20 protein-coding genes are annotated in these 25951 nt (G+C 66.1%); 6 read left to right on the top strand and 14 right to left on the bottom strand.

The features are described 5' to 3' along the window. Window positions 1–5: 5 nt before the first annotated feature. Both E0T84_RS03340 and E0T84_RS03335 read right to left on the bottom strand, forming a co-directional pair. Complete coding sequence (locus tag E0T84_RS03340; protein ID WP_070184890.1) at window positions 6–911, bottom strand: amino acid ABC transporter permease; 906 nt, start codon at window positions 909–911, stop codon at window positions 6–8. A gap of 7 nt (window positions 912–918) precedes the next feature. Next, window positions 919–1806 carry an ABC transporter substrate-binding protein gene (locus tag E0T84_RS03335; protein WP_070947238.1) on the bottom strand — a complete coding sequence of 296 codons (888 nt, stop codon included), beginning with the start codon at window positions 1804–1806 and terminating at the stop codon, window positions 919–921. A 208-nt stretch (window positions 1807–2014) separates the two neighbouring features. Here E0T84_RS03335 and E0T84_RS03330 point away from each other — a divergent pair, with 208 nt between their 5' ends. The 6 genes from E0T84_RS03330 to E0T84_RS03305 all read left to right on the top strand — a co-directional run bounded on the left by E0T84_RS03330 (window position 2015) and on the right by E0T84_RS03305 (window position 8924). Beyond that, complete coding sequence (locus tag E0T84_RS03330) at window positions 2015–2596, top strand: HdeD family acid-resistance protein (protein ID WP_070184888.1); 582 nt, start codon at window positions 2015–2017, stop codon at window positions 2594–2596. Between the two features lie 90 nt (window positions 2597–2686). Continuing rightward, window positions 2687–4180 carry a cytochrome ubiquinol oxidase subunit I gene (locus tag E0T84_RS03325; RefSeq protein ID WP_070184887.1) on the top strand — a complete coding sequence of 498 codons (1494 nt, stop codon included), beginning with the start codon at window positions 2687–2689 and terminating at the stop codon, window positions 4178–4180. A 15-nt stretch (window positions 4181–4195) separates the two neighbouring features. Beyond that, window positions 4196–5236 carry a cytochrome d ubiquinol oxidase subunit II gene (gene cydB, locus E0T84_RS03320; protein WP_070184886.1) on the top strand — a complete coding sequence of 347 codons (1041 nt, stop codon included), beginning with the start codon at window positions 4196–4198 and terminating at the stop codon, window positions 5234–5236. Window positions 5237–5286: 50 nt separating this feature from the next. Then, a complete protein-coding gene (cydD, locus tag E0T84_RS03315; protein ID WP_171054906.1) occupies window positions 5287–6840 on the top strand; it encodes a thiol reductant ABC exporter subunit CydD in 1554 nt (517 codons plus the stop codon). Continuing rightward, window positions 6827–8359 (top strand): ATP-binding cassette domain-containing protein, encoded by a 1533-nt coding sequence (locus E0T84_RS03310; protein WP_138743747.1) that lies wholly within the window; start codon window positions 6827–6829, stop codon window positions 8357–8359. The genes cydD and E0T84_RS03310 overlap by 14 nt, the downstream gene beginning before the upstream one ends. Before the next feature lie 10 nt (window positions 8360–8369). Then, window positions 8370–8924, top strand: a complete 555-nt coding sequence (locus E0T84_RS03305) for a DUF4190 domain-containing protein (RefSeq protein WP_138743746.1) — start codon at window positions 8370–8372, stop codon at window positions 8922–8924. A gap of 6 nt (window positions 8925–8930) precedes the next feature. On the opposite strand, the gene E0T84_RS03300 is transcribed toward E0T84_RS03305, so the two are convergent. From E0T84_RS03300 to E0T84_RS03245, 12 genes are all read right to left on the bottom strand, one after another. Beyond that, window positions 8931–9803 carry an acyl-CoA thioesterase II gene (locus E0T84_RS03300; RefSeq protein ID WP_070185071.1) on the bottom strand — a complete coding sequence of 291 codons (873 nt, stop codon included), beginning with the start codon at window positions 9801–9803 and terminating at the stop codon, window positions 8931–8933. A gap of 15 nt (window positions 9804–9818) precedes the next feature. Beyond that, entirely contained in the window at window positions 9819–11237 is a 1419-nt protein-coding gene (gene pyk / locus E0T84_RS03295; protein ID WP_070185072.1) for a pyruvate kinase, read from the bottom strand. Between the two features lie 27 nt (window positions 11238–11264). After that, window positions 11265–12767: a glutamate synthase subunit beta gene (locus tag E0T84_RS03290; RefSeq protein WP_138743745.1), complete on the bottom strand. Its 1503-nt coding sequence runs from the start codon at window positions 12765–12767 to the stop codon at window positions 11265–11267. Beyond that, window positions 12760–17328, bottom strand: coding sequence for a glutamate synthase large subunit (gene gltB, locus E0T84_RS03285; RefSeq protein ID WP_138743744.1), 4569 nt, complete (start codon window positions 17326–17328; stop codon window positions 12760–12762). Before gltB ends, E0T84_RS03290 begins: the two co-directional genes overlap by 8 nt. Before the next feature lie 85 nt (window positions 17329–17413). Then, on the bottom strand, window positions 17414–17827 hold the full coding sequence (locus E0T84_RS03280; RefSeq protein ID WP_138743852.1) for a DUF2752 domain-containing protein: 414 nt from the start codon (window positions 17825–17827) through the stop codon (window positions 17414–17416). Further along, entirely contained in the window at window positions 17817–18230 is a 414-nt protein-coding gene (locus E0T84_RS03275; protein WP_070943723.1) for an NINE protein, read from the bottom strand. The genes E0T84_RS03280 and E0T84_RS03275 overlap by 11 nt, the downstream gene beginning before the upstream one ends. 27 nt (window positions 18231–18257) lie before the next feature. After that, complete coding sequence (gene lgt, locus E0T84_RS03270; protein WP_138743743.1) at window positions 18258–20798, bottom strand: prolipoprotein diacylglyceryl transferase; 2541 nt, start codon at window positions 20796–20798, stop codon at window positions 18258–18260. After that, window positions 20795–21583, bottom strand: a complete 789-nt coding sequence (gene trpA, locus E0T84_RS03265) for a tryptophan synthase subunit alpha (protein ID WP_070188813.1) — start codon at window positions 21581–21583, stop codon at window positions 20795–20797. The genes lgt and trpA overlap by 4 nt, the downstream gene beginning before the upstream one ends. Continuing rightward, window positions 21580–22845, bottom strand: a complete 1266-nt coding sequence (gene trpB / locus E0T84_RS03260; protein WP_070188814.1) for a tryptophan synthase subunit beta — start codon at window positions 22843–22845, stop codon at window positions 21580–21582. The genes trpA and trpB overlap by 4 nt, the downstream gene beginning before the upstream one ends. Before the next feature lie 37 nt (window positions 22846–22882). Next, window positions 22883–23701: an indole-3-glycerol phosphate synthase TrpC gene (gene trpC, locus E0T84_RS03255; RefSeq protein ID WP_070188815.1), complete on the bottom strand. Its 819-nt coding sequence runs from the start codon at window positions 23699–23701 to the stop codon at window positions 22883–22885. A gap of 83 nt (window positions 23702–23784) precedes the next feature. Continuing rightward, entirely contained in the window at window positions 23785–24393 is a 609-nt protein-coding gene (locus tag E0T84_RS03250; RefSeq protein ID WP_070188816.1) for a TIGR02234 family membrane protein, read from the bottom strand. Further along, window positions 24390–25949 (bottom strand): anthranilate synthase component I, encoded by a 1560-nt coding sequence (locus E0T84_RS03245; RefSeq protein ID WP_070188817.1) that lies wholly within the window; start codon window positions 25947–25949, stop codon window positions 24390–24392. Before E0T84_RS03245 ends, E0T84_RS03250 begins: the two co-directional genes overlap by 4 nt. Window positions 25950–25951 lie beyond the last annotated feature (2 nt).

The following is a 25951-nucleotide window of genomic DNA, read 5'->3' as shown; positions in this document are numbered from 1 at the left end:
GGCGGTCATGGATGTGGTTCTCCCATCTGCGCTTTGGCCAATGCCTCGAGTTGTTTGGTGGTGAGTTTGCGTGAGGCACCCCGCGAGAAGTGCCGCTCGAGGTAGTACTGCCCGACCATGAGCACGCTGGTGATCGCGAGATACCAGGTGGAGGCCACCAATAGCAGGGGCACCGGTTCGAACAGCGCCACGCCGATATCTTTTGAGCGCCCATATAATTCGAAGCTGTACGGGACCGCGGTGACCAGCGACGTGGTCTTCAGCATGCTGATGAATTCGTTGCCGGTGGGCGGGATGATGACGCGCATCGCCTGGGGCAGAACCGTGCGGCGCATGGTCATTCCCCAGGACATGCCTAGCGCGGTGGAGGCCTCGGTCTGACCTTCGGGCACCGAGATCAGACCGCCGCGGATGATCTCGGCCATGTAGGCGGCCTCGTTGAGGCCGAGGCCGAGGACCGCCAGCCAGAACACATTCGGATCGGACAGGCTGAACTCGAACAACCGCGGACCGAAGGGTACGCCGATCTGAATGTTGTTGTAGATGACCGGGACGAGCCCCCAGAGCACCAATTGCACATAGATCGGCGTACCGCGGAATATCCACAGATAGGTCCACGAAACGGCCTTGAGGACCGGGTTCGGCGACAGCCGCATCACCGCGAGCAGCACGCCGAGGACCAGCGCCAGGATCATCGAGTAGATGGTCAGCTGCAGCGTGTTCCAGGCTGCTTCCGAAATGCGTTGGTCGAAGAGGTACTTGGCGTACGTGTCCCATCCGTACGCCTCGTTGGTCGCTGCGCCATAAACGAACAACCCGAGCAGGACGAGTATGACGATCGCCGCCACCCACCGCCACGGATGTCGCAGTGGAACAGCGTCGATGGCGGGTGGCGGCGATGCATCACTCATCGGCGGCTCAGTTGATCGCACCATTGACGACCGGCTTGTCGATCATCCCGTTCTCTGCACCCCAATTGGCGGCGACCTGTTTGTACACACCGTTGTCGATCAGGTGCTGAAGTGCTTGCTGCAGTGACGCGGTAAGCGGCGATCCCTTCTGCACGGCCCAGCCGTACGGGGCGGAATCGAAGATGTCCCCTGCCGCCTCCAGCTTTCCGTTGCTCTGCTTGATCGCGTACGCCGTCACCGGGGAATCCGCCGACATGGCGTCGGCCTGCCCGAGCATGACGGCACTGGTGGCGGCCGTCTGGTCGTCGAACTTGACCACCTGGATCGCGGGTTTGCCGTCCTTGATGCACTTCTCGTTGCGCGCGGGGAGTTCTTCGGTGTCCTGCACTGTGGCCGTCTGGACGGCGATCTTCTTGCCGCACGCGTCCTCGGGGTTGATCCCCGCACCGACCTTCTGCGCCCAGGCCGAGCCCGCATTGAAGTAGGTCACGAAGTCAACCTGTTCTTCACGCTTCTTCGAATCGGTGAACGAGGACATGCCGAGGTTGTAGTTACCGCCTTGGACCGACGGGATGATTTTGTCGAACAACGACGCCCGGTACTCCGGTGTGAGGCCGAGGGTGGCAGCGATCGCATTCATCAGATCGACGTCGAAGCCGATGATCTGGCCGGCGGGGTCCTTGAATTCGTTGGGCGGGTACGACGGGTCGGTGCCGACGATGAGCTTGCCGCTCGACTTGATCGGTTCGGGCACGGTGTTGGCGATCGCATCGACCTTCTCAACCTTTGCCGGGTTGGTCGCCTTGGTTTCGGAACCGCCGGATTCGGTATTGTTCGCACAGCCCGACATGGCGAGCGCACCGCTTGCGGCGACGACCACCGCGAAACGCCACAACTTGCTTCGTCGGGGACGACATCCAACAGTCACGGTTGCCTCTTCTCTTTCGTCTGCGGCTGTGGTCGGGCTATCCCAGATCGGAGACGTTAACGGCCCCCGGCCAGGGGTGCAGCGCCGGTAACGGAACCTTAACGAGCATGCTTCGACGCCACAGCCGTACCGTAAAATCCGTGTTCAGGGCCGCTGTGTATGCCACACTGCGACCATGGAAAGCACCGCTGCCCCAAGCCTGTTGCCGCACCTGTGGAAGTCTGCATTGGTCGGCGGCATCCTCGCGATCCTCCTGGGCATCCTCGTTTTCATCCGTCCCGGAGCAGCAATCTTCGTCACCGCCATCTTTTTCGGCGCCTATCTGTTGATCACCGGTATCTCGCAGCTCGTTCTGGCGTTCAGCATCCGTTCGTCGGTCGGCGGACGGGTGTTGCTGTTCATCGGCGGCGCGGCAGCTCTCGTACTTGCGGTGCTGTGCTTCATCAATCTCCAGAATTCGATCGACCTGCTGGCAATCTGGATCGGCGTCGGGTTCATCTTCCGCGGTGTCGCGACGGCGATGTCTGCAATCGGAGATCCCTCACTGCCGGGGCGTATCTGGGAGATCATCCTCGGCATCGTCAGCGTCATCGCCGGCATCATCATGTTCGTCGCCCCGTTGGAGGGTTTGGTGGCCCTTACTCAGGTCACCGGCATCATCCTGATCGTGGTCGGGGTGTTCGAGGTGATCTCGGCCTTCGGAATCCGCAGCGACGCCAAGAAACTCGCCGCCGTCTCATCGCAGGGGCCGGCGTGACGTAACACACCGGTGAAGACCAGTGGCTGGCTCCCCAGCATCTACTACACTTCGTCGTAGATTGGTCTGAGACCTCGGAAGTAGGGCCAGATGGACGCTTTGGACGTATCGCGGTGGCAGTTCGGCATCACCACCGTCTACCACTTCATATTCGTTCCGCTCACCATCGGTTTGGCGCCGCTGATCGCCGTCATGCAGACGATGTGGGTGGTCACCGGCAACGACAGCTGGTATCGCCTGACCCGATTCTTCGGCAAGTTGTTCCTCATCAACTTCGCGATCGGCGTGGCGACCGGCATCGTGCAGGAATTCCAGTTCGGGATGAACTGGAGCGAATATTCGCGATTCGTCGGCGACATATTCGGCGCCCCGCTCGCGTTCGAAGGCCTGGTCGCGTTCTTCGTCGAGTCCACGTTCATCGGATTGTGGATCTTCGGCTGGACACGGCTGCCCCGGGCCATCCATCTGTTCTGCATCTGGATGGTGGCCTTCGCCGTCAACGCGTCCGCCTTCTTCATCATCGCGGCCAACTCGTTCATGCAGCATCCGGTCGGAGCGAAGTACAACCCGGAGAGCGGACGCGCGGAACTGATCGATTTTGGTGCGCTCCTGACCAACAACACCGCGATCTGGGCATTCCTGCATGTAGTTGCCGGATCATTGCTCACCGCCGGTACGTTCGTCGCGGCGGTCAGCGCCTGGCTGATGGTGCGAGACCGGCGCCGGGAGGCTCGCGGCGAGTCACTGGACACGTCGCCCGCCGACGCCGGAGGCGAATCCGCCGGGATGTATCGGCCGGCAACGATTCTGGGCAGCGTCGTGGCCTTGGCCGCTGTGGCGGTGTTGTTCTTCACCGGTGATGTTCAGGGCAAGCTGATGTTCGTCCAGCAACCCATGAAAATGGCCTCGGCTGAATCACTTTGCGATACAGAGACCGATCCGGACTTCTCGGTCCTGACCGTCGGCACGCACAACAACTGCGCCAGCGTGACCCACGTGATCGAGGTTCCCTACGTGCTGCCCTTCCTGGCCGAAGGCAAGTTCAGCGACGTCACCCTGGAGGGCGTCAACGACCTGCAGCAGGAATACGAGTCGCGGTTCGGCCCCGGCGACTACCGGCCGAACCTGTTCGTCACCTACTGGTCGTTTCGAGCCATGATCGGTCTGATGCTGATACCACTGGCGTTTGCGTTGCTGACGCTGTGGATGACGCGCGGACGACGGCTGCCCGATCAGCGGTGGTTCGGTACCTTCGCACTGATCACCCTGCCCACACCGTTCCTGGCCAACTCCGCCGGGTGGGTGTTCACCGAAATGGGTCGTCAACCCTGGGTGGTGGTACCGAATCCGACCGGTGACCAGATGGTCCGGCTGACCGTGCAACAAGGCGTGTCGGATCATTCGGCCGGCACAGTGTTCTTCTCCCTCGCGGTGTTCACCCTGCTCTACGGGGTCCTCGCAGTCGTCTGGTTCTGGCTGATGCGGCGCTATGTGACCGAAGGGCCTCTGGAACACGATTCCGAGCCGGCGCCGCCCACACCTCCCGACGAGGACGAATCCGCCCCCTTGTCTTTCGCGTACTGAGAGGACTGATCTCAGATGGGACTCCAAGAACTTTGGTTCATCCTGATCGCCGTCCTGTTCCTCGGATTCGTGGTACTGGAAGGCTTTGACTTCGGCGTCGGCATGCTGATGGCGCCGCTGGGCCGAGCAGGTGAGGGCGATCCGGAAAGCCGCAGGCGAGCTGTCCTGAACACCATCGGCCCGGTGTGGGACGCCAACGAGGTGTGGCTGATCACCGCGGGTGCGGCCATGTTCGCGGCCTTCCCGAACTGGTACGCCACTCTGTTCTCGGCGTTGTACCTTCCGCTGCTGGCGATTCTGTTCGGAATGATCCTGCGCATCGTGGGCATCGAGTGGCGCGGCAAGATCGATGACACCAAGTGGCGCAAGTATGCCGATCTCGGTATCGCCGTGGGGTCGTGGTTGCCAGCCATACTGTGGGGTGTCGCCTTCGCAATCCTGGTGCGCGGCTTGCCTATTGATGCCGACCATCGGGTTCATGCCGGGATCGGCGACGTGCTCAACGCCTACACTCTGCTCGGCGGGCTCGCGACCGCCTCGCTGTTCGCGTTCTACGGTTCGGTGTTCATCGCCCTGAAAACCGCCGGGCCGATACGCGACGACGCATTCCGGTTCGCCAGGATGCTGACTCTGCCGGTGATCCTGCTGGCCGGCGGCTTCGGCCTGTGGACGCAGCTGGCATACGGCAAGCCGTGGACGTGGGCGCCGCTGGCAGTCGCGGTCGTCGCACTTCTGATCTCGGTGGCACTCATGTGGTCGCGGTCCCGAGAGGGCTGGGCGTTCGTCGCCACCGTGATCGTCGTGGCAGCCGTCGTCGCGCTGCTGTTCGGGTCGATGTACCCCCACCTGCTGCCGTCCACACTCAATCCGGAGTGGGGCGTCACGATCTACAACGGCTCGTCGACCCCGTACACGTTGAAGATCATGACGTGGGCGTCGTTGACGCTGCTGCCGCTGGTTCTGGTCTATCAGGGCTGGACCTACTGGGTGTTCCGAAAGCGCATTTCCGCGGATCGCATCCCGGCGCCCATCGGATTGTCACGGCGGTCGGTCTGAACCTCTGGCGCGCACTCGGCGTCCGCGGCGCCACCGGGTCGACGTCGGCGCTGCGACGCCATCTCCTGGCGACGGTGGCCTGCGGCGTAACCATCAGCGCCAGCACCATTGCCGCGGCCGTGGTGCTGGCCCACATCGTTGCCGCCATCATCACCGACCCGGGTTCGGCGAGCAGCCACGGTGCAGCCATCGTCGCCCTGAGCGTGCTGTGGGTGTTGCGTGCGGCCGCACAGTGGCTCCAGGGTCGATTGTCGCAGCGGGGCGCGACTGCGGTGATCGGTGAGCTCACCACCCAGGTTCTGTGCTCGGTGACCTCGTTGCCGCCAAGGAGATTGGCCGCCGACCGTGATGCTGCCGCGGCAGTGGTGACGCGCGGCCTGGACGGCCTGCGTCCGTACTTCACCGGCTATGTGCCAGCGGTGGTGCAGGCCGCGGTCCTCACGCCGGTGGCGGTGATCGTGATGGCCTGCTATGACCTGCAGGCCGCGGCGATCGTCGTGATCGCTCTGCCGTTGATCCCGATCTTCATGGTGCTCATCGGGATGGTCACCGCCGAGCGTTCGGCGGCCGCGCTGGCCTCGATGACCACACTGCAGGCCCGTTTGCTCGATCTCGTGGCGGGGATCCCGACACTGCGGGCTGTCGGCCGCGCCGCCGGATCAACCCAGCGGATCTCCGAACTGGCTGCCGCCCAACGCCGTTCAGCGATGGCAACGTTACGGATCGCGTTCCTGTCCTCGCTGGTTCTGGAGCTGCTGGCCACCCTGGGTGTGGCCTTGGTGGCGGTGAGCGTGGGTGTGCGCTTGGTATACGGCGAGGTGACGCTGGCGGCCGGGTTGACCGTCCTTCTGTTGGCGCCCGAGGTCTTCTGGCCGCTGCGCCGGGTGGGTGCGGCCTTCCATGCCGCACAGGATGGCAAGACCGCCGCCGAGCAGGCGTTCCGGCTGTGCGATACGCACACACCGACCGAAGGCGGCGCGCAGGTGCCCAATTGCGCACCGACGATCGAGTTGAGCGGTCTGGAACCGGCAATCGAACCCGGACGCGTCACCGTTCTCACCGGTGCCAACGGGACCGGGAAATCCACTGCGTTGCAAGCTGTACTCGGATTGACGACGCTGCCGTCCGGCCCGGTGCGCGTCGACGGTGTCGATGTCGGTGACCTGGATCTGCCCGCGTGGTGGCGGCACATCGCCTGGCTTCCCCACCGTCCAGTCCTCATTCCCGGGACCGTCCTGGAGAACCTGGAACTGCTAGGACCACTGGATGATTTGGAGCAGGCCTGCCGCGACACCGGATTCGACGAGGTTGTCGGCGATCTGCCCGACGGTCTCAACACCCGGATCAGCCGTACCGGCGTCGGCTTGTCCCTGGGGCAACGACAACGGCTCGGTCTCACCCGGGCCCTCGGGTCGTCCGCACGGCTGCTTCTGCTCGACGAACCCACCGCCCACCTCGACGCCGCGCTGGAGCAGCGAGTGCTGCGAGCTGTGGTCGCCCGCGCCCGCGCCGGTGCCACGGTGGTGGTGGTCGGGCACCGGGATCCGGTCCTGTCCATTGGCGATCGGGTGATCACGATTGGCGCTGCACATGTTTCGACGTGATCCTCTGCTGCGCCTGACAGTGGACCTGCTGCGACCGCGGTTGGGTCGATTGATCCTGGCCAGCGTCCTCGGTGTCCTTTCGCTCGGCAGCGCGTTGGCCCTTGCCGGTGTCTCGGCGTGGTTGATCACCAGGGCCTGGCAGATGCCCCCGATCCTGGACTTGTCGGTGGCCGTGGTCGCGGTGCGGGCGCTGGGGATCTCGCGCGGCGTCCTCGGGTACTGCCAACGACTGGCGGCCCATGACACGGCGCTGCGGGCAGCGGCCAATGCCCGCACCGGCCTGTACCGCAAGCTCGCCGCCGGGCCCGACGATGACGCGATGCGGCTGCCCAGCGGTGAATTGGTGGCCCGGGCCGGCAGCTCGGTCGACGAACTGGCCGACGTGGTGGTGCGTTCGGTGTTGCCGATCGTCGTTGCCGTAGTGCTCAGCACTGTGTCGGTCGGCGTCATCGCGCTGATCTCACCGGGCGCCGCGGCGGTACTGGCCCTTTGCCTGGTGATCGCCGGGGCCTTGGCCCCGGCGATCACCGCCCGCGCGGTTGCTGCTGCGGAATCGGTTGCGGTTCAGCACCGTAGTGACCGCGATGCTGCCGCCATGCTGGCACTGGAGTACGCCCCCGAGTTGCGCGTGAGCGGACGTCTCGACGAGGTGATCGCCGGCGTGCAGCGCCGCCACCGTGACTGGGGCCAGGCCGCCGACCACGCCGCCTCGCCCGCAGCACTGGCCGCCGCCATGCCCAGTCTCGCCATTGGCGCCAGTGTCCTGGGCGCCGTAGTCGCCGGCATCGCATCAGCCACCACGACGGCGCCGACCACGCTGGCGATCCTGATGTTGTTGCCGTTGTCGGCCTTCGAGGCCACTACCGCCCTCCCCGAGGCCGCTGTCGGACTCACCAAGTCCCGCATCGCCGCCCGTCGTCTCCTCGAACTCACCCAACCTGACCCCGCGGCCCGCCGGCGGCCACAGGTCCCCCCGGTCGACCTTCCCGCCGGCGGACGCCTCGCCGTCATCGGCCCGAGCGGCTCAGGCAAGACCACGCTGCTGATGGCCATGGCTGACAAGTTCAACGGAAACTCCAGGCGTGCAGCATTTTTCGCCGAGGACGCGCACATCTTCGAAACCACGCTGCGAGACAATCTCCTCGTGGTCCGCGGGGGCGCCACCGATGCCGAACTGCACTCCGCGCTTGACCGTGTCGGCCTGGCCGATTGGGTGTCCGGCCTGCCCGCGGGTTTGGCAACGGTACTCGAAGGTGGCCACACCGCGATGTCGGCCGGGCAGCGCCGTCGACTGCTCCTGGCCAGGGTACTGCTGTCGGATTTCTCGGTCGTCCTGCTCGACGAGCCCACCGAAAATCTCGACGCCGGCGACGGAAGACGGATACTCGCCGAAATCCTCACTCCCGGTGACTGGTTCGGCGCAGATCGAGCAGTCGTCGTAGCCACCCATCACCTTCCGGACGCGCTCAACTGCCCCGTCGTCCGTTGCCCACAACCAGGCACCGCCATCGGCGAGTAGCCTCACAGACATGACCGACGAGCGATCCACCCCGCCCGGGTCTGACGAGCCCCAGCCGGCCGGACCTCCCCCGCCGCCGACATATCCCTACGGCCCGCCTCCCGGCGCATATCCCGGCCCCTACCCACCGACGGCGCCGTACGGCGGGTACCCGATGCAAACCCCGCCGCGTGCCCCCGCCAACGGTCTGGGCATCGCGGCACTCGTCGTCGCGATCTTCGCCCTGCTGTTGACGTGGTCGGTGATCGGCGGGGTGATATTCGGCGTCACTGCCGTGATCCTCGGATTCCTCGCCCACGGGCGCTACCGACGCGGCGAAGCCACAAATGGCGGAGTCGCTGTCACCGGTATCGCACTCGGTGCCGTGGCTTGCGTGTTGTCCCTGGTGTTCATCGGCATCTGGGTGCACTTCGGGCAACGCTGGTTCGATGAGGTCGGCGGGCGCGACTACATGCATTGCCTACAGCAGGCCGGCGACGACACCGCGGCCCAGCAGCGTTGCGAGAAAGAGTTCGAGCGGCGGGTCGAGGATTCCTTCGGCGTGACACCGACCCCTGACCGCTGAGCGGGCTCACGCCTTGGCGGCACCGGGGAAGTACTTGACGATGCCCTCTTGCACCACTGTGGCCACCAAGTGACCCGAGGCGTCGAAGAAGTGGCCCGTGCCCAGCCCGCGGGACTCGGCCGCCACCGGCGACGTGGTGGAGTAGAGCACCCACTCGTCGAACTTGACGGGCCGGTGAAACCACACCGAATGATTCATCGTCACCGCGAAGATGCGATCGAAACCCCATGACAACCCGTGCGTGGTGATGATCGAATCGAGCACCGTGGTATCTGACGAGTACACCAGCGCCGCACCGTGCAGAACCGGGTCGTCGGGCATCACGCCTTCGGTCTTGAGCCACACCCGGTTGTGGTCGAGCTTGCCGCCCTTGTCCCGCATCACCCAGGACGGATCGTTGGTGTATCGCCATTCGATCGGGCGCAGCGCCTCGACGAACAACGGGACCGTCTTCTCGTAGCCGCGAAGAAGTTCATCGATCTTGGGCAGCGTGTCCGGGTGAGGAACCTCCGGTGCCGGCACGTTGTGCTCCAGGCCGCGGCCGGCGTTCATGTACGACAGCATCACCGTTGTCAGCAGGTTGCCGTCCTGCATGACGTCGATGCGGCGGTTGGCGAACCGGCGCTCGTCACGCAGGCGCACGACGTGGAACTCCAGATCCTTCTCCGGATCGCCACCGGCGATGAAGTGCGCATTCAACGCACTCGGCGAGAGTTTGTGCGCCAGTGTGCGGCCGCCGGCGACGAACGCCTGCGCGATCATCTGGCCACCGAAAGTGCGCACCGGGTTCTTACTCGGATGCGAGCCGATGAACAGATCGTCATCAATGCGATTCAGATCGAGAACAGCCAGCAGCTCCTCGAAATCCGGGTGTGTCAAGGAAACCCTTTCCCGTTAGACGTCGTCCTCCCCGATGCGGTGCACATGGATCAGATTCGTGGAGCCTACTGTGCCCGGCGGAGCGCCCGCCACGATGACCACCAGCTCGCCACGCTTGTAGCGGCCGAGGTCGAGCAGCGATTTGTCGACCTGACGGATCATGTCGTCGGTGTTCGACATCTGCGGCACGATGAACGTCTCGGTGCCCCAGGTGAGCGCCAGCTGGCTGCGCACCTCGGGTAGCGCGGTGAACGCGAGCACCGGAAGCGGTGTGTGCAACCGGGCCAGGCGGCGCACCGTGTCCCCGGACTGGGTGAAAGCGACCAGCGCCTTGGCGTCCAGCCGCTCGCCGATGTCGCGGGCCGCGTACGAGATCACGCCGCGCTTGGTCCGCGGAGTGTGGGTCAGCGGCGGCACTGTCACCGAGTTGTCCTCGACCGCCTTGATGATGCGTGCCATCGTCTTGACGGCCTCCAGCGGGTACTTGCCGACGGAGGTCTCGCCGGACAGCATCACCGCGTCGGCACCGTCGAGCACCGCATTGGCGACGTCGGAGGCCTCGGCCCGGGTAGGCCGGGAGCTTTCGATCATCGACTCCAGCATCTGGGTGGCGACGATGACGGGTTTGGCGTTCTCCCTTGCCATCTGGATGGCGCGCTTCTGCACGAGCGGCACCTCTTCGAGCGGCAGTTCAACGCCGAGGTCGCCGCGCGCCACCATGATCGCGTCGAACGCCAGCACGATGGCCTCGAGGTTCTCGACCGCCTCGGGCTTCTCCAGCTTGGCGATCACGGGGACGCGCCGGCCCACCCGGTCCATCACCTCATGGACCAACTCGACGTCGGCGGGTGACCGGACGAACGACAGCGCGACCAGATCCACACCGAGTCGCAGCGCGAACTCGAGATCCTCGATGTCCTTTTCGGACAGTGCCGGCGCCGTCACGTTCATGCCCGGCAGGGACATGCCCTTGTTGTTGCTGACAGGGCCGCCCTCGGTGACCGTGCAGACCACGTCGTTGCCGTCGATCACATCGACCTTCAGACCGACATTGCCGTCGTCGACAAGCACTCGATCCCCCGGCCGGGCGTCCTCGGCCAACCGCTTGTAGGTGGTCGACACCCGGTCGTGATTGCCCTCACAGTCGTCGACTGTGATCCGCACCGACTCACCGGTGGCCCAGTAGGTCGGCCCGTCGGCGAACCGGCCCAACCGGATCTTGGGACCCTGCAGGTCAGCAAGCACGCCCACGGCGTGACCCGTGGCATCCGATGCCGCCCGCACGTGCTTGTAGGAAGCTTCGTGGTCGGTGTAATCACCGTGGCTGAAGTTCAGCCGGGCGACATCCATCCCGGCCTCCACCAGGGCCCGCACCGTCTCATCAGTGCTGGTAGCGGGACCAAGCGTACAAACGATTTTTCCGCGTCTGCTCACGTCATGTCAGCATAGTCGTTAATCGATTCAGACGACGCTCAGAGGCAGTGCGCCGGGCCGCACCGGCGAGGGCAGATCCGACTCGCCCATCAGGTAGGCGTCCACGGCGTGCGCCGCGCTGCGCCCTTCCGCGATGGCCCACACGACCAGCGAGGCGCCCCGATGCGCGTCACCGCAGACGAACACGCCGGGAGCATCGGTCTGCCAGTCCGAACCACACGACACCGTGCCGCGCCGGGACAACTTGAGGTTCAACCCGTCGAGCAGGGCCATGTGCTCGACGCCCTCGAAGCCGATCGCCAGTAGCGCGAGGTCGCACGGGATCTGCAACGACTCACCCACCGGGATGATCTCGCGGCGCCCGTCGGCATCCCGGGCCACCCGGACCTCGGCGATCTCGATGGCGCGCACATGGCCGTTGTCATCGCCGATGAATCTCTGCACGGCCACCTCGAAGCGGCGGGCACCGCCTTCGGCGTGCGCGGGGGAGGTACGCAACACCAACGGCCACGTGGGCCACGGGGAGAGTTCGTCGTCGCGGGTCTCCGGCGGCTCGGCGTTGTAGTCGAGCTGAGTCACCGACGCCGCACCCTGACGGTGCGCGGTACCCAGGCAGTCGGCACCGGTGTCACCCCCACCGATGATCACCACGTGCTTGCCCGCCGCCGAGATCGACGCGGATGCGTCACCCTCGCATTCCCGGTTGGCCGGCACCAGATGCTCCATCGCCAGATGCACGCCGTCGAGTTCGCGGCCGGGCACATCGTTGTCGCGGCCCCGCAGCGCCCCTACCGCCAGCACGACCGCCTGGTGACGCTCACGTAACTGCTCGACCGTCAGGTCGACACCGACCTCACATTCGGTGACGAACCGGGTGCCCTCGGCGCGCATCTGGGCCAGACGCTGATTGAGCACCGACTTCTCGAGCTTGTACTCGGGGATGCCGTAGCGCAACAGCCCACCCACCCGGTCGTCCCGCTCGTACACGGTGACGTCGTGGCCGGCACGGGTGAGTTGTTGTGCGGCAGCCAAACCCGCCGGGCCCGAGCCGACAACCGCGACGCTCTTGCCTGTCGAGATGGCGGCCGGTGCAGGTTCGACGGTGCCGTTCATCCAGGCATGATCGGCGATGGTCTGCTCGATCCGTTTGATCGTCACACTGCCGCCGGTCTGCTCCTCGGCGATCGACAGCACGCAGGCCGCCTCACACGGCGCCGGGCAAAGCCGCCCGGTGAACTCCGGAAAGTTGTTGGTGGCGTGCAGGCGATCACTGGCCGCATCCCAGCGCCCACGCCGCACCAGGTCATTCCATTCCGGGATCAGGTTCCCCAACGGGCAACCCGCCTTGCCCGAGTGGCAGAACGGGATCCCGCAATCCATGCAGCGACGGGCCTGCTGCGACACCTCGCCGGCTCGCTCGTTGGGATCCTCACGCTCGTACACCTCGCGCCAGTCCCCCACCCGCTCATCGACGGGTCGCTTGGCGGCCTCGATCTTCGGAACCCGAAGAAATCCGGTCGGATCAGCCACGGCTGGCCTCCATGATCGCGCTGTCCACATCACGGCCCTCGGCCTTGGCCATCCGGGTCGCCTGCAGCACACGCTCGTAGTCGGTGGGCATTACTTTGGTGAATTGCGCGCTGCGCCTTGGCCAATCAGCCAGGATCGAGCCGGCCAGCGTGCTACCGGTGTGGCGCGCGTGATCGGCCACCACCGCGTGCAACCAGGCCAGATCCTCGCCTTCCGGTCGCTGCAGTTGCACCATTTCGGTGTTGACCCGAGCCGGGTCCAGACCGAGCACGAAGGCGACACCGCCGGACATGCCGGCGGCGAGGTTGCGTCCGGTCTTACCCAGGATCACCACCCGGCCGCCCGTCATGTACTCACACGCGTGATCGCCCACGCCCTCGACGACGGCCAGAGCCCCGGAATTGCGGGCGCAGAACCGCTCCCCCACCCGGCCGCGCAGGAACACCTCACCCGAGGTGGCACCGTAGAGCAGGGTGTTGCCTGCGATGACGTTGTCCTCGGGTAGGAACAGCACATCCTCAGGTGGCCGCACGATCACCCGGCCGCCCGAAAGCCCCTTACCCACATAGTCGTTGGCGTCACCGACCAGCTCCAATGTCACACCAGGAGGTAGGAACGCCCCGATGGACTGGCCCGCCGACCCCGTCAAAGTGACGTGAATCGTGTTGTCGGGCAACCCCGCCGCACCGTAGCGTCGGGTGACCTCTGCCCCCAGCAGGGTGCCCACCGTGCGGTTGACATTGCGTACCGGAAGCTCAAGCCGCACCGGGTGTGCGTCTTCCAGCGCGCCCTCGGCAAGCTGGATCAGGGTTTGGTCGAGCGCCTGATCGAGCCCGTGATCTTGGCCGCGCGTGCGACGCCGCTGGGTGAGCTCGCTGCCCTCGGAACCCGCGGGCAACGTGAAGATGGGGCTGAGATCGAGTCCACGGCTCTTCCAGTGCGCCACACCGGGATCGGTATCGAGCACCTCAGCGTGACCGACCGCCTCGTCGATGCTGCGGAAACCCAGCTCGGCCAAGTAGCGGCGGATGTCCTCGGCGACGAACGTGAAGAAGTTCTCCACAAATTCTGGCTTGCCGTTGAACCGTGCCCGCAATTCCGGGTTCTGAGTGGCCACACCGACCGGACAGGTATCGAGGTGGCACACGCGCATCATGATGCAGCCCGAGACCACCAGCGGCGCAGTGGCGAACCCGAATTCTTCGGCACCGAGCAGGGCGGCCACAATCACGTCACGCGCACTGCGCATGCCACCGTCGCACTGCACCGTGATCCGATCACGCAAACCGTTGAGCACCAGGGTCTGCTGGGTGTCGGCCAGCCCGATCTCCCACGGCGCCCCGGCATGCTTGAGCGACGTCAGCGGCGCCGCGCCGGTACCCCCGTCATACCCGGAGATCAACACCACATCGGCGTGCGCCTTGGACACCCCCGCCGCAACCGTGCCGACCCCTACGCTGCTGACCAGCTTCACGTGGATCCGTGCGTCGGCATTGGCGTTCTTCAGATCGTGGATGAGCTGAGCCAGGTCCTCGATCGAATAGATGTCGTGGTGCGGAGGCGGCGATATCAACCCGACACCGGGCGTGGAGTGCCGGGTCTTGGCGATACTGGGGTACACCTTGTAACCCGGAAGCTGGCCTCCCTCACCGGGTTTGGCCCCCTGCGCCATCTTGATCTGGATGTCGGTGGCATTGACCAGGTAGTCGCTGGTGACACCGAAGCGGCCCGAGGCAACCTGCTTCACTGCGCTGCGCCGGCGCGGATCGTAGAGGCGGTCTACATCCTCCCCGCCCTCACCGCTGTTGGACCGCCCACCGAGGTTGTTCATGGCGATCGCCATGGTCTCGTGGGCCTCCGCCGAGATGGACCCGTAGCTCATCGCACCGGTGTTGAACCGCGTCACGATCGACTCGACGGGCTCGACCTCCTCCAGCGGAACCGGAGGCCGCAGCCCCTTCTTGAACTCGAACAGGCCGCGCAGCGTCCCACCTTGCCGGGACAGCCGGTCGACCTCGGCAGAGTATTCGGCGAAGATGTCCCGACGTCCGGTGCGGGTCGAATGCTGGAGCAGGAAAACCACTTCCGGAGTGAACAGGTGCAGCTCACCCTCGCGGCGGAACGCATACTCACCACCGACCTCGAGGCGACGGTGTACCCGCTCGGTGGGGTTCTCCGGGTAGGCCCGCCGATGCCGGAGCTTGACCTCCTCGGCCAGCACATCGAGGCCGATTCCACCGAGCTGGCTGCTGGTGCCGGTGAAGTACTCGTCGACGACGTCGCGGCTCAGCCCGATCGCCTCGAAAACCTGGGCGGCGGTGTAGGACGCGACCGTCGAGATGCCCATTTTGCTCATCACCTTGACCACGCCCTTGCCCAACGCCTTGACGTAATTGCGCACAGCGGCGCCGGTTTCGATACCGGTCAGCTCACCCCCGCGGATCAGATCCTCGATCGACTCGAAGGCCAGATAGGGATTGACAGCCGCGGCGCCATATCCGATGAGCATCGCGATGTGATGGACTTCCCGGGCATCGCCGCTTTCCACCACCAACGCCACCTTGGTGCGTTCCTTGGTGCGGACCAAGTGATGGTGCACCGCCGAAACGGCAAGCAGTGACGGCACCGGAGCTCGGGTGTGGTCGGAATCCCGATCCGAGATCACCAGGGTGTGTGCGCCTTTGGCAATTGCCTCGGTCGCCCGCATCTGCAGGTCGTCGAGCGCTTCGGCCAGCCCTTCCCCACCCCGCTCGACATCGTAGAGCGCCCGCAACACGGTGGTACGCAGGCCCGGATGCTCGCCGTCATCGTTGATGTGGACGATCTTGCTGAGCTCGTCGTTGTCGAGAACCGGCCAGCGCAGGACGATCTGGCGACATGACGCCGCAGAAGGTTCCAGCAGGTTCTCCTCGGGGCCCATCACGCGAGCCATCGAGGTGACCACCTCTTCGCGAATCGCATCCAAAGGCGGGTTGGTGACCTGGGCGAACAGTTCGACGAAGTAGTCATACAGCAGCCGTGAGCGCTTGGAGAGCACCGCAACCGGGGTATCGGTGCCCATCGAACCGAGCGGCTCCCCACCCGAGGCCGCCATCGGTGTCAAAAGGATCCGCAGCTCCTCTTCGGTGTAGCCGAACGCGATCTGCCGACGCACCACCGACTCATGATTCGGCTGGCTACGAGACCGCTCGGGCAAGGTGGCCAGATCGAGAAGTCCGGCATGCAGCCACTCACCGTAGGGTTCGGCGGCGGCCAGCTGCTCCTTGATCTCGTCATCGGGAATGATTCGCCCAGCTGCCGTGTCGACCAGGAACATCTTCCCGGGCTGCAGCCGGCCCTTGGCGACGATCTCGCCCGACGGCACGTCGAGCACACCGCTCTCGCTGGCCAGAATGATCCGGTCGTCGACCGTGCGCCACCACCGGCCAGGGCGTAAACCGTTGCGGTCCAACACCGCACCAACCACCGTGCCGTCGGTGAACGTAACACAGGCCGGGCCGTCCCACGGCTCCATCAATGAGGCGTGGAACTTCCAGAACGCACGCTCTGCGGCATCCATGGTGGTGGCGTTCTCCCACGCCTCCGGGATCATCATCAGCACCGCATGCGGCAAGCTGCGCCCGCCCAGATGCAACAGTTCGAGCACCTCGTCGAAGGACGCCGAGTCGGAGGCGTCGGGGGTGCAGATCGGCGACAGCCGGCTCAGATCACCGGGAATCCGTGCGCTGGCCAGCAGGGCCTCACGGGCGTGCATGCGGTTGCGGTTGCCGCGCACGGTATTGATCTCGCCATTGTGGGCGACGAACCGGAACGGGTGCGCCAGCGGCCAGGACGGGAAGGTGTTGGTCGAGAAACGACTGTGCACAATCGCGATCGCGCTCATGCAGCGCTCGTCGCGCAAGTCCGGAAAGTATTGCGGCAGCTGCATTGTCGTCAGCATGCCCTTGTACACGATGGTCCGGCTCGACAGCGACGCAAAGTAGACCGCATCGACGCCCGTGCCTTGTTCGGCCCGCTTGCGTAGCGGATATACCTTGCGGTCGAGCTCGATCCCGCCGGCCCGGACCCCACCGTTCTCCGGTGCCGCGACGAACAGCTGCGCCATGTACGGCATACAGCCCAGCGCCGTCTTACCGATCTCCGCGCCGTCCGGATCGACCGGAACCTCCCGCCAGCCCAGCACCTCCAGGCCTTCCTCGGTGGCCAAAGCCTCGATGCGGGCGCGGGCGACACTACGCGCATCCTCGTCCTGCGGCAGAAAACAGATGCCGGCGGCAAAGGTGTTGCTGCCGTCGGGTGCCGGACCGGGGAGGGCGAAGTTGACCAGGTCGCGCAGCAGTTCGACCGGCAGCTGCAGCAGGATGCCGGCGCCGTCACCGCTGTTGGGTTCGGCCCCGGCAGCACCGCGGTGTTCGAGATGTTCAAGAGCGGTCAGGCCATCAGTGACGATGCCGTGGGAGCGGCGGCCCTGGATGTCGGTGATCATGGCCACGCCACAGGAGTCGGCCTCATTGGCAGGGTCGTAGAGTCCCTGCGCATCTGGCAATGCCGAAAACAGCACTTGATCGCACCTCCGCAAGTCCGGAACATCCTGGTCCCGGGACTGCACCGGCCCGAATTTTCAGTGTATCAGCGGAGATGGGCCACTACTGGGCGGTTAACGTCGGGACCAGCGGGAACCCCGGCAGGTTCCGCACCACTGTCCAGACCACCAGCGCCACCAAGATCGTCGCTACGGCCGGCAACGGGAAAAGTGTCTTCCCCAGCCGCCACCGCACCAGCATCCACACAGCCAGTGCCGGCAGGCCGACCAGGGCGAATACGTTGTCGACGATCGCTGCACCCACGTCACCGTGCAACAGGTCATGGGTCATCCGCAACCCACCACAGGCCGGGCAATTCCATCCGGTCAGGGTCTTGAACGGGCATGCCGGGAACAGAAAGCCCGGGCGGTGCGGGTCGGCCAACCCGATGTACGCCAGGACACCGGCACCGAGCCCGCCGGTGGTCACCAGCGAGAGCCGTCCCGCCGTCGTGTCGATGAAGCCGTTACGTTCCATCACGGAGCGGACGCCCGTAGGGGTCGCGGACTTTGTCGGTGAGGATCAGGACGGCGTCGACGATCCCCCAGATGACGGCGCCCAGACCGCAGGTGACCAAGCCCACGACCAACTGGGCGACACCCAGACCGGTCTGGCCGATGTAGATGCGGCCGATTCCGACCAAACCGAAAAGCCCGAGCAGCTGCAGCAGACCTGCGACCACCTTGGACTTGTCGGAGAACGGTTCGCCAGTGATCGGATGGCGGCCGTACGGCGCACTCGGATCCCCATACGGCGACGGGTACGGCGCGTAACCGGGAGGTGGCGGCGGATACCCCGCAGGCGGCGGGTAGCCCGGCGATGGGTAGCCGGCCGGCTGCGGGCCGCTGGACGGATCTGGGGACTGAGAAGGATCAGTCATACAGCCAGGATGCCAGAGCGCCGGCCATTAACGGTTCCGCCGGAACCAGCGCCGCACTCGGCCACCGCGCTTGGCCTGCTCGGGCTGCTCTGCGGGTGCCGGGGGCGTGGCTCCTGCCTCGTCTACCGCATCGCCCTCGTCGGCGTCTTCCGCTGTTTCGGTCTCCGACTCTGAAACGGCGTCGGCTTCAGCCTCGTCCGCCTCGGATTCACCTGGCACGTCATCGCTGTCGGCATCGGTGTCGCCCGGCTCAGCAGCCTCAGACTCCTCGTCGGCGTCGGCGTCGGCGTCGGCAGTATCGGTGACGGTGTCGCCGTCTTCGTCCGCCTCAGCCTCGTCGGTGGGTTGGTCAGCGGCGATCTCGTCGGCAGCATCCTCGGAGCCGGCTTCCGCCCCGTCTTCCACCTCGATCGACTCGTCGTCGGCCTCGGCTTGGGCCTCGTCTGTCGCTTCCTCGGTGGCGTCCGCCTCGGCTTCGTCAGCCTCCGCCTCGTCGGCAGATTCGTCAGCCTCCGCCTCGGAGTCGGCGTCCACCTCACCTTCGGCGACGGTGGGCTCGTCGTCGGTCGCGGACTCGGCCTGCTCATCCGCCTCTTCGACGTCATCCTCAGCGGCGTCAACCGGCTCCGCCTCGGCTACAGCCTCAACGCCGTCTGACGTACCTTCAGGGACGTCCGCCTCGGCGTCCTCAGCCTCGTTGGCAGCATCCTCGGAGTCGGCGTCCACCTCACCTTCGGCGACGGTGGGCTCATCGACAGCCTCAGCCTCAACGCCGTCTGTCGCTTCTTCCGTGACGCCGGCCTCGGCTTCGGCGTCAGACTCAGGCTCGCCGCCCGACTCTTCCGTGACGTCGACCTCGGCGTCCTCCGCCTCGTCGACAGATTCGTCAGCAGCACCCTCGGAGTCGACTTCCGCGCCGTCTTCGGCAGCGGTGGACCCGTCGTCGGTCACCGACTCGGCCTGCTCATCCGCCTCTTCGACGTCATCCTCAGCGGCGTCAACCGGCTCCGCCTCGACTACGGCCTCCACCTCGTCTGACGCTTCTGCGGCGGCGGTGGACTCGTCAACGCCGTCTGTCGCTTCTTCAGGGACGTCGGCCTCGGCTTCCTCAGCCTCCGCCTCGTCGGCAGATTCGTCAGCAGCACCCTCGGAGTCGACTTCCGCGCCGTCTTCGGCGACGGTCGACTCGTCGACAGCCTCCGACTCGGCCTGCTCATCCGCCTCTTCGACGTCATCCTCCGCGGCGGCAACCGGCTCCGCCGCGACTACGGCCTCAACCTCGTCTGACGCTTCTTCAGGGACGTCCGCCTCGGCTTCCTCAGCCCCCGCTTCGTCGGCAGATTCGTCAGCAGCACCCTCGGACTCGGCTTCCACCTCACCTTCGGCGACGGTGGACTCGTCCTCGGCCTCGGACTCGCCCTCAACCTCTTCGGCCGGTTCTTCCGTGACGTCGGCTTCGACGCCAGTCGGCTCGACAACCTCGGCGTCCTCGTCCTCAGGCTCCTTGGTGATCGCCTTCAGCTCGATCGCCGCGGCGGCCTCGGCTCCGTCGTCTTCGCTGGCGCCGACCTCGTCCGGATGCATGTGGTCGGCATCTTCGTCATCGTCTTGGCCTGCCACCGCTGCCGCCGCGACGACGCCGGTGGTCGCGGCCGCTCCGACAAGCTCCTTGCCGAGCTCATCGACGGTCGACTCGTCCTCATCACTCTTGCCGACCAACGTCGCCGGATCATCCCGGCCCTTGGTCGCCAGCATGATGTAAACGACGGCACCGATGAACACGAAAGTCGAGGTGAAGGTGTTGACGCGGATACCGGCGAATTCCGTCGCCGGGTCGCTGCGCATCAACTCGACCATGAAGCGGCCCGCGCAGTAACCGGCCACGTAGAGCGCGAACAGCCGGCCGTGGCCGAGCTTGAACTTGCGGTCGGCCCAGATCAGCAGTGCGAATACCAGGAGGTTCCATAGCAATTCGTACAAGAAGGTCGGATGGACCACGCGTAAGACCTCGCCGGTCGACACTCCGTTGAGGTCGTCGGGAGTGCCGGCAGCGTTGAGCCGTCTGTAGATCTCCAGGCCCCACGGCACCGTGGTGTCGCCGCCGTACAGCTCCTGATTGAAGTAGTTTCCGAGCCGGCCGATGGCCTGCGCCAAGATGATTCCGGGTGCGATGGCATCTCCGAAGGCCGGCAGCGGAATGCCACGCGTGCGGCAACCGATCCAGGCTCCGACGCCACCCAGTGCCACCGCGCCCCAGATGCCAAGGCCGCCCTGCCAGACCTGGAAGGCGGCGCCGAGCCCTTTGCCACCGGGCCCGAAATATGTGGGCCAGTCCGTCATGACGTGGTACAGCCGGCCACCTACCAGGCCGAAAGGCACTGCCCACAAAGCAATGTCATAGATGACGCCGGCTTGGCCGCCGCGCGCCTGCCAACGCCGGTCGCCGATCACCAGTGCGGCGATGATGCCCACGATGATGCAGAGCGCGTATGCGCGGAGCGGCACCGGGCCCAGATGCCAGACGCCCTGTGACGGGCTGGGCAAATACGCGAGCACGGTAGTGGTCAAGCTGAAATCCTCTGCCTAACGCCGGTAGCCAGTTCTTCGGTGAGACGACGCACCGCGTCCAATCCCTCACTCAGGGCCGACACCAGAGCCGACCCGACGATGACGCCGTCGGCGTAGGCGCCGATCTCTGCGGCCTGCCGGCCGGAGCGCACACCCAGTCCCACACCGACGGGAATGTCGGAGACTTCCTTGACGCGGCGCACCAACTCCGGCGCCGCATTCGAGACGACATCGCGGGCTCCGGTGACGCCCATCGTCGATGCGGCGTAGACGAACCCACGCGAAGCATTCACGGTGTTGGCGAGGCGCTCATGCGTCGAGGACGGGGCGACCAGGAAGATGCGGTCCAGATTGTGTTCCTCGGCTGCGGCGATCCAGTCGACGGCTTCCTCGGGGATCAGATCCGGGGTGATCAGACCGTATCCACCGGCGGAGGCCAGGTCGCGGGCGAACGTGTCAACACCCTTGCGCAGCACCGGATTCCAGTACGTCATCACCACCGCGCGGCCCCCGGCGTTGCTGATCGCCTCGACCGCGGCCAGAGTGTCGCGGACCCGCACGCCGCCGGCCAGAGCAGCCTCGGTGGCGGCCGCGATCGTCGGCCCATCCATCCCAGGATCTGAGTAGGGCACCCCGACTTCCACGAGGTCACAACCGGATTCGACCATCGCCGTCATCGCCGCGATGGATGTCTGCACGTCGGGGTACCCGGTCGGAAGGTAACCGATCAGTGCGGCACGGCCCTCGGCGCGGCAGCCGTCGAACAACTCCGCCAGCCGGCTCATCCCGCACTCCCCTCATCGAGCAGTCCGAACCACTTGGCCGCTGTCTCGACGTCCTTGTCGCCGCGTCCGGACAAGTTCACCACGATGATCGACCCGCTGCCCAGTTCCGGCCCGAGTTTGAGGGCACCGGCCACCGCATGAGCCGACTCGATCGCCGGGATGATGCCCTCCCGACGGCACAGCAGCGAGAACGCGTCCATCGCCTCGGTATCGGTGACCGGCCGGTACTCGGCACGGCCGATGTCTTTGAGGAAGGCATGCTCGGGTCCGACACCCGGATAGTCCAAACCGGCCGAGATGGAATGCGATTCGATCGTCTGGCCGTCCTCGTCCTGCAACAGGTAGGAGAACGACCCCTGGAATGCGCCGGGCGAGCCTCCCGTGAAGGTCGCTGCGTGCCGGCCCGTTTCCACCCCGTCGCCCGCGGCCTCGAAGCCGACCAGGCGCACGGCCGGATCGTCGATGAAGGCGTGGAACACGCCGATGGCGTTCGAACCGCCGCCGACGCACGCGGTGACCGCATCGGGCAACCGACCGGCCTGATCGAGGATCTGCGCCCTGGCCTCCATGCCGATGACTCGCTGGAAATCGCGCACCATCAGCGGGAACGGATGCGGACCGGCCGCTGTCCCGAAGCAGTAATAGGTGTCGTCGGCATTGGTGACCCAATCCCGGAACGCCTCGTTGATCGCGTCTTTGAGGGTCTTGGACCCGGCCTCGACCGAAACCACAGTGGCGCCGAGCAACCGCATCCGCGCGACGTTGAGGGCCTGGCGGGCGGTATCCACCGCGCCCATGTAAATGATGCATTCCAGGCCCAGCAGGGCGCACGCGGTGGCGGTGGCCACCCCGTGCTGACCGGCGCCAGTCTCGGCGATGACGCGAGTCTTGCCCATCTGCCGCGCCAGCAGCGCCTGCCCCAGCACGTTGTTGATCTTGTGAGAACCGGTGTGGTTCAGGTCTTCTCGCTTGAGGAAGATGCGTGCCCCACCGGCATATTCGGCCAGCCGGGTCGCCTCGTACAGCGGGGACGGCCGACCGCTGTAGTGCCGCTGCAACCGGTCGAGTTCGTCGAGGAACGCTTGGTCGCCGCGGGCTTTCTCATAGGCTGCGGTGACCTCTTCGATCACCGCCATCAGCGCCTCGGGGACCAACCTGCCGCCGTAGGAACCGAAATGTCCCCGTGCGTCGGGATCGTGAACGGTGGGTTCGGCCACGCCTGCGCTGGTACGAGGCAACTCCGGCCCCGCGAGATCCGCCATCAAAGTGTCTTTTCGTGCAAGCGGCTCATTGACTGGTTCAGCGAGCCGGTTTCGGGCAGGACGGGTGCGTACCGGCGGTGACCAGATCGGCGACCGCGCTGCGGGGATCCCCGCTGGTCACCAGGCCCTCACCGACCAGCACGGCATCTGCACCCGCGCCGGCGTACGCCAGCAGGTCAGCGGTTCCCCGGACACCGGACTCGGCCACCCGGATGACGTCGCTGGGCAGGCCCGGCGCGATCCGCGCGAAGCAGTCCCGATCAACTGCCAGGGTCTTGAGGTCGCGGGCGTTGACGCCGATCAACTTGGCGCCGGCCTGCAACGCCCGGTCGGCCTCTTCTTCGGTATGCACCTCGACCAGTGCCGTCATCCCGAGCGATTCCGTGCGCTCCAACAGCGATTCCAGCACCGACTGCTCCAGCGCCGCCACAATGAGCAGCAACAGGTCGGCGCCGTGCGCCCGAGCCTCATGGATTTGGTACGGCTTGACGATAAAGTCCTTGCGCAGCACCGGAATTGACACTGCCGCCCGCACCGCGTCCAAGTCGGCCAGTGAGCCGTTGAACCTGCGCTGCTCGGTGAGCACGCTGATCACCCGTGCCCCGCCGGCCTCGTAAGCCTGTGCCAGCTGCGCCGGGTCGGCGATGTTGGCCAACTCGCCGCGGGACGGACTCGCCCGCTTCACCTCGGCGATCACGGCAATTCCCGGCTCCCGCAACGCAGACATCACGTTGAGCGGCGGAGGTGCGTCCTGGGCCCGCGCCTTGATATCAGCCAGGCTGATAACGGCCTCGCGGGCGGCAACGTCGGCGCGGACTCCCTCGATAATGGAGTCGAGCACTGTGGCCGAACTCATCGCCCGTCGGTTCCTTTCTGGTGCCTCCGGGCCGGTCCCGGTTGCCCTCCCTCGAAGGGTAGCCGTCGCCACACCTTCACCATTCACCGGCCCTTATTGTCCGGATCACCGCCGTCGCGGGTCGGATCCTGACCCTCGTCCAGCGCATCCCAGAGCATCCGCTCCGACATCGGCTCGCCACTGTCGGTGCTCTTGGCCGCCGCACGCCGAGCCGCCGGCGCCGCATAACGCCCTGCAACGCTGCGCTTCGCACTGTTGGCCGACCGCATGAGCAGCACCGCCCCAGCCAGCGCACACACTGCGGCGACCAGGGTCAGCACTGCACCCCCGTGGGAGCGGCTGGTCGCGGTCAGCTGCGCGAGCGGCAGTTCGGCCAGGTCAGCGGCTCGCACAGCGACGTCCTTGATCACCCACAGGCTGATTGCCAGGTAGCCCATGCCCGCACTGGCGACGGCGATCAGCAGCGCCAGCAACCGCAGCGCCCAGCCGCGCACCGCCAACGCGGCCACCGCGGCAGCCAGTACCAGCAACGCCAGCGGGATCAACGCGGTGGACCAGGAAGCACCCGTCAGCGTCGTGGTTTTGGGTTGGCCGAGCCCGTCCGCCGAGTTCACCTGAACCCAGGTCATGCGCGACGCCACCCACAGCGCCACCGCCGAGACGACGAACAGCGCCTGCGCCGCCCGTGTCACGGCTCGGCCAATGTGTCAGCAGCGGCGATGGCGTTGAGCACGGCTTTGGCCTTGTTGGCCGATTCGTTGTACTCGTAGGGCCCGTTGGAATCTGCCACGACGCCCCCGCCGGCCTGCACATAGGCCGTGCCGTCGCGCATCAAAGCCGTGCGGATGGCAATCGCGAAGTCGGCATTGCCCGCGAAATCGAGGTACCCCAGCACGCCGCCGTACAGGCCGCGTCGGGTCTTCTCGACCTCCTCGATCAACTCCATGGCCCGCACCTTCGGCGCCCCCGACAAGGTTCCCGCCGGAAAGCAGGCCGTCACCGCGTCGAGCGCGGTCTTGCCCTCGGCCAGCTCGCCGGTCACCGTGGACACCAGGTGCATGACGTGGCTGTAGCGCTCGATGTGGCTGTAGTCCTCGACCCGCACCGTGCCCGGGCGGCATACCCGCCCCAGGTCGTTGCGGCCCAGATCGACCAGCATCAGATGCTCGGCGCGTTCCTTCTCGTCGGCCAGCAGTTCCTTTTCCAGCAGCACGTCCTCTTCCTCGGTGCCGCCGCGCCACCGGGTTCCGGCGATCGGGTGGGTGGTGGCCCGCCCGTCCTTCACCGTGACGAGTGCCTCGGGGCTGGAACCGACGACCGAAAAGTCAAGCCCGCCATCGGCATCGGGGACATTCAGCAGGTACATGTACGGGCTGGGGTTGGTCACCCGCAACATCCGGTACACGTCGATGGGATCGGCGGCGGTGTCCATCTCGAACCGCTGCGACGGCACCACCTGGAACGCCTCGCCGGCCTCGATGTCGCCGACCAGTTTCTCCACGATCGCCGTGTACTCCTCCACGGTGCGCTGAGCGCGGTGCTCGGGCGCGGGCCGGCTGAACGTGGCCACCGTCGACGGCAGCGGCTGCCCGAGGGCTGCGGTCATCACATCCAGCCGAGCCACCGCGTCGTCGTAGGCCTCATCGACGCGCTCGTCGGTCCCGTTCCAATTCACCGCATTGGCGATCAGGGTGATGGTGCCCTCGTGGTGGTCGACGGCGGCGATGTCGGTGGCCAGTAGCAGCACCATGTCCGGCAGGCCGAGGTCGTCGACCGCCAGCTCCGGGAGCCGCTCCAGCCGGCGCACCATGTCGTAGGCGAAATACCCCACCAGCCCCGACGACAACGGCGGCAGGTCCGGCACCGCCTCGGTCTGCAGCAGATCCAACGTGGCCCGCAGGGCGGCCAGCGGCTCGCCGCCGCTGGGCGCGTCCTGGGGCGCGGTGCCCAGCCACACCGCTTCGTCGTCGCGAACCGTCAGCGCCGACGGGGCGCCGGCACCGATGAACGACCAGCGCGACCACGAGCGACCGTTCTCGGCAGATTCCAGCAGGAAGGTACCCGGACGGTTGGCGGCGAGCTTCCGGTAGGCCGACAACGGCGTCTCGCTGTCGGCCAGCACCTTGCGGGTCACCGGGACGACGCGGTGCTCGGCTGCCAGCGCCCGGAAATCCTCGCGCGACGTGGTTACCGCAAGCGATATGCCCGCGCCGGAGGTTCCGGACGCGTGGGGGGCTGTGGTGTGCACGC

This window comes from Mycobacterium sp. DBP42, assembly GCF_005924235.1.
GTDB lineage: Bacteria > Actinomycetota > Actinomycetes > Mycobacteriales > Mycobacteriaceae > Mycobacterium > Mycobacterium syngnathidarum.
Note: the sequence above shows the minus strand (reverse complement) of the source record. Positions and strands in the feature narration are given on the sequence as shown.

What these genes read in the sequence shown, in the direction of transcription:
- E0T84_RS03340 (WP_070184890.1), bottom strand. Translation starts at nt 911, where the DNA reads ATGAGTGATGCATCGCCGCCACCCGCCATCGACGCTGTTCCACTGCGA.
- E0T84_RS03330 (WP_070184888.1), top strand. Translation starts at nt 2,015, where the DNA reads ATGGAAAGCACCGCTGCCCCAAGCCTGTTGCCGCACCTGTGGAAGTCT.
- E0T84_RS03325 (WP_070184887.1), top strand. Translation starts at nt 2,687, where the DNA reads ATGGACGCTTTGGACGTATCGCGGTGGCAGTTCGGCATCACCACCGTC.
- cydB (WP_070184886.1), top strand. Translation starts at nt 4,196, where the DNA reads ATGGGACTCCAAGAACTTTGGTTCATCCTGATCGCCGTCCTGTTCCTC.
- E0T84_RS03310 (WP_138743747.1), top strand. Translation starts at nt 6,827, where the DNA reads ATGTTTCGACGTGATCCTCTGCTGCGCCTGACAGTGGACCTGCTGCGA.
- E0T84_RS03305 (WP_138743746.1), top strand. Translation starts at nt 8,370, where the DNA reads ATGACCGACGAGCGATCCACCCCGCCCGGGTCTGACGAGCCCCAGCCG.
- E0T84_RS03280 (WP_138743852.1), bottom strand. Translation starts at nt 17,827, where the DNA reads ATGGAACGTAACGGCTTCATCGACACGACGGCGGGACGGCTCTCGCTG.
- E0T84_RS03275 (WP_070943723.1), bottom strand. Translation starts at nt 18,230, where the DNA reads ATGACTGATCCTTCTCAGTCCCCAGATCCGTCCAGCGGCCCGCAGCCG.
- trpA (WP_070188813.1), bottom strand. Translation starts at nt 21,583, where the DNA reads ATGAGCCGGCTGGCGGAGTTGTTCGACGGCTGCCGCGCCGAGGGCCGT.
- trpB (WP_070188814.1), bottom strand. Translation starts at nt 22,845, where the DNA reads ATGGCGGATCTCGCGGGGCCGGAGTTGCCTCGTACCAGCGCAGGCGTG.
- trpC (WP_070188815.1), bottom strand. Translation starts at nt 23,701, where the DNA reads ATGAGTTCGGCCACAGTGCTCGACTCCATTATCGAGGGAGTCCGCGCC.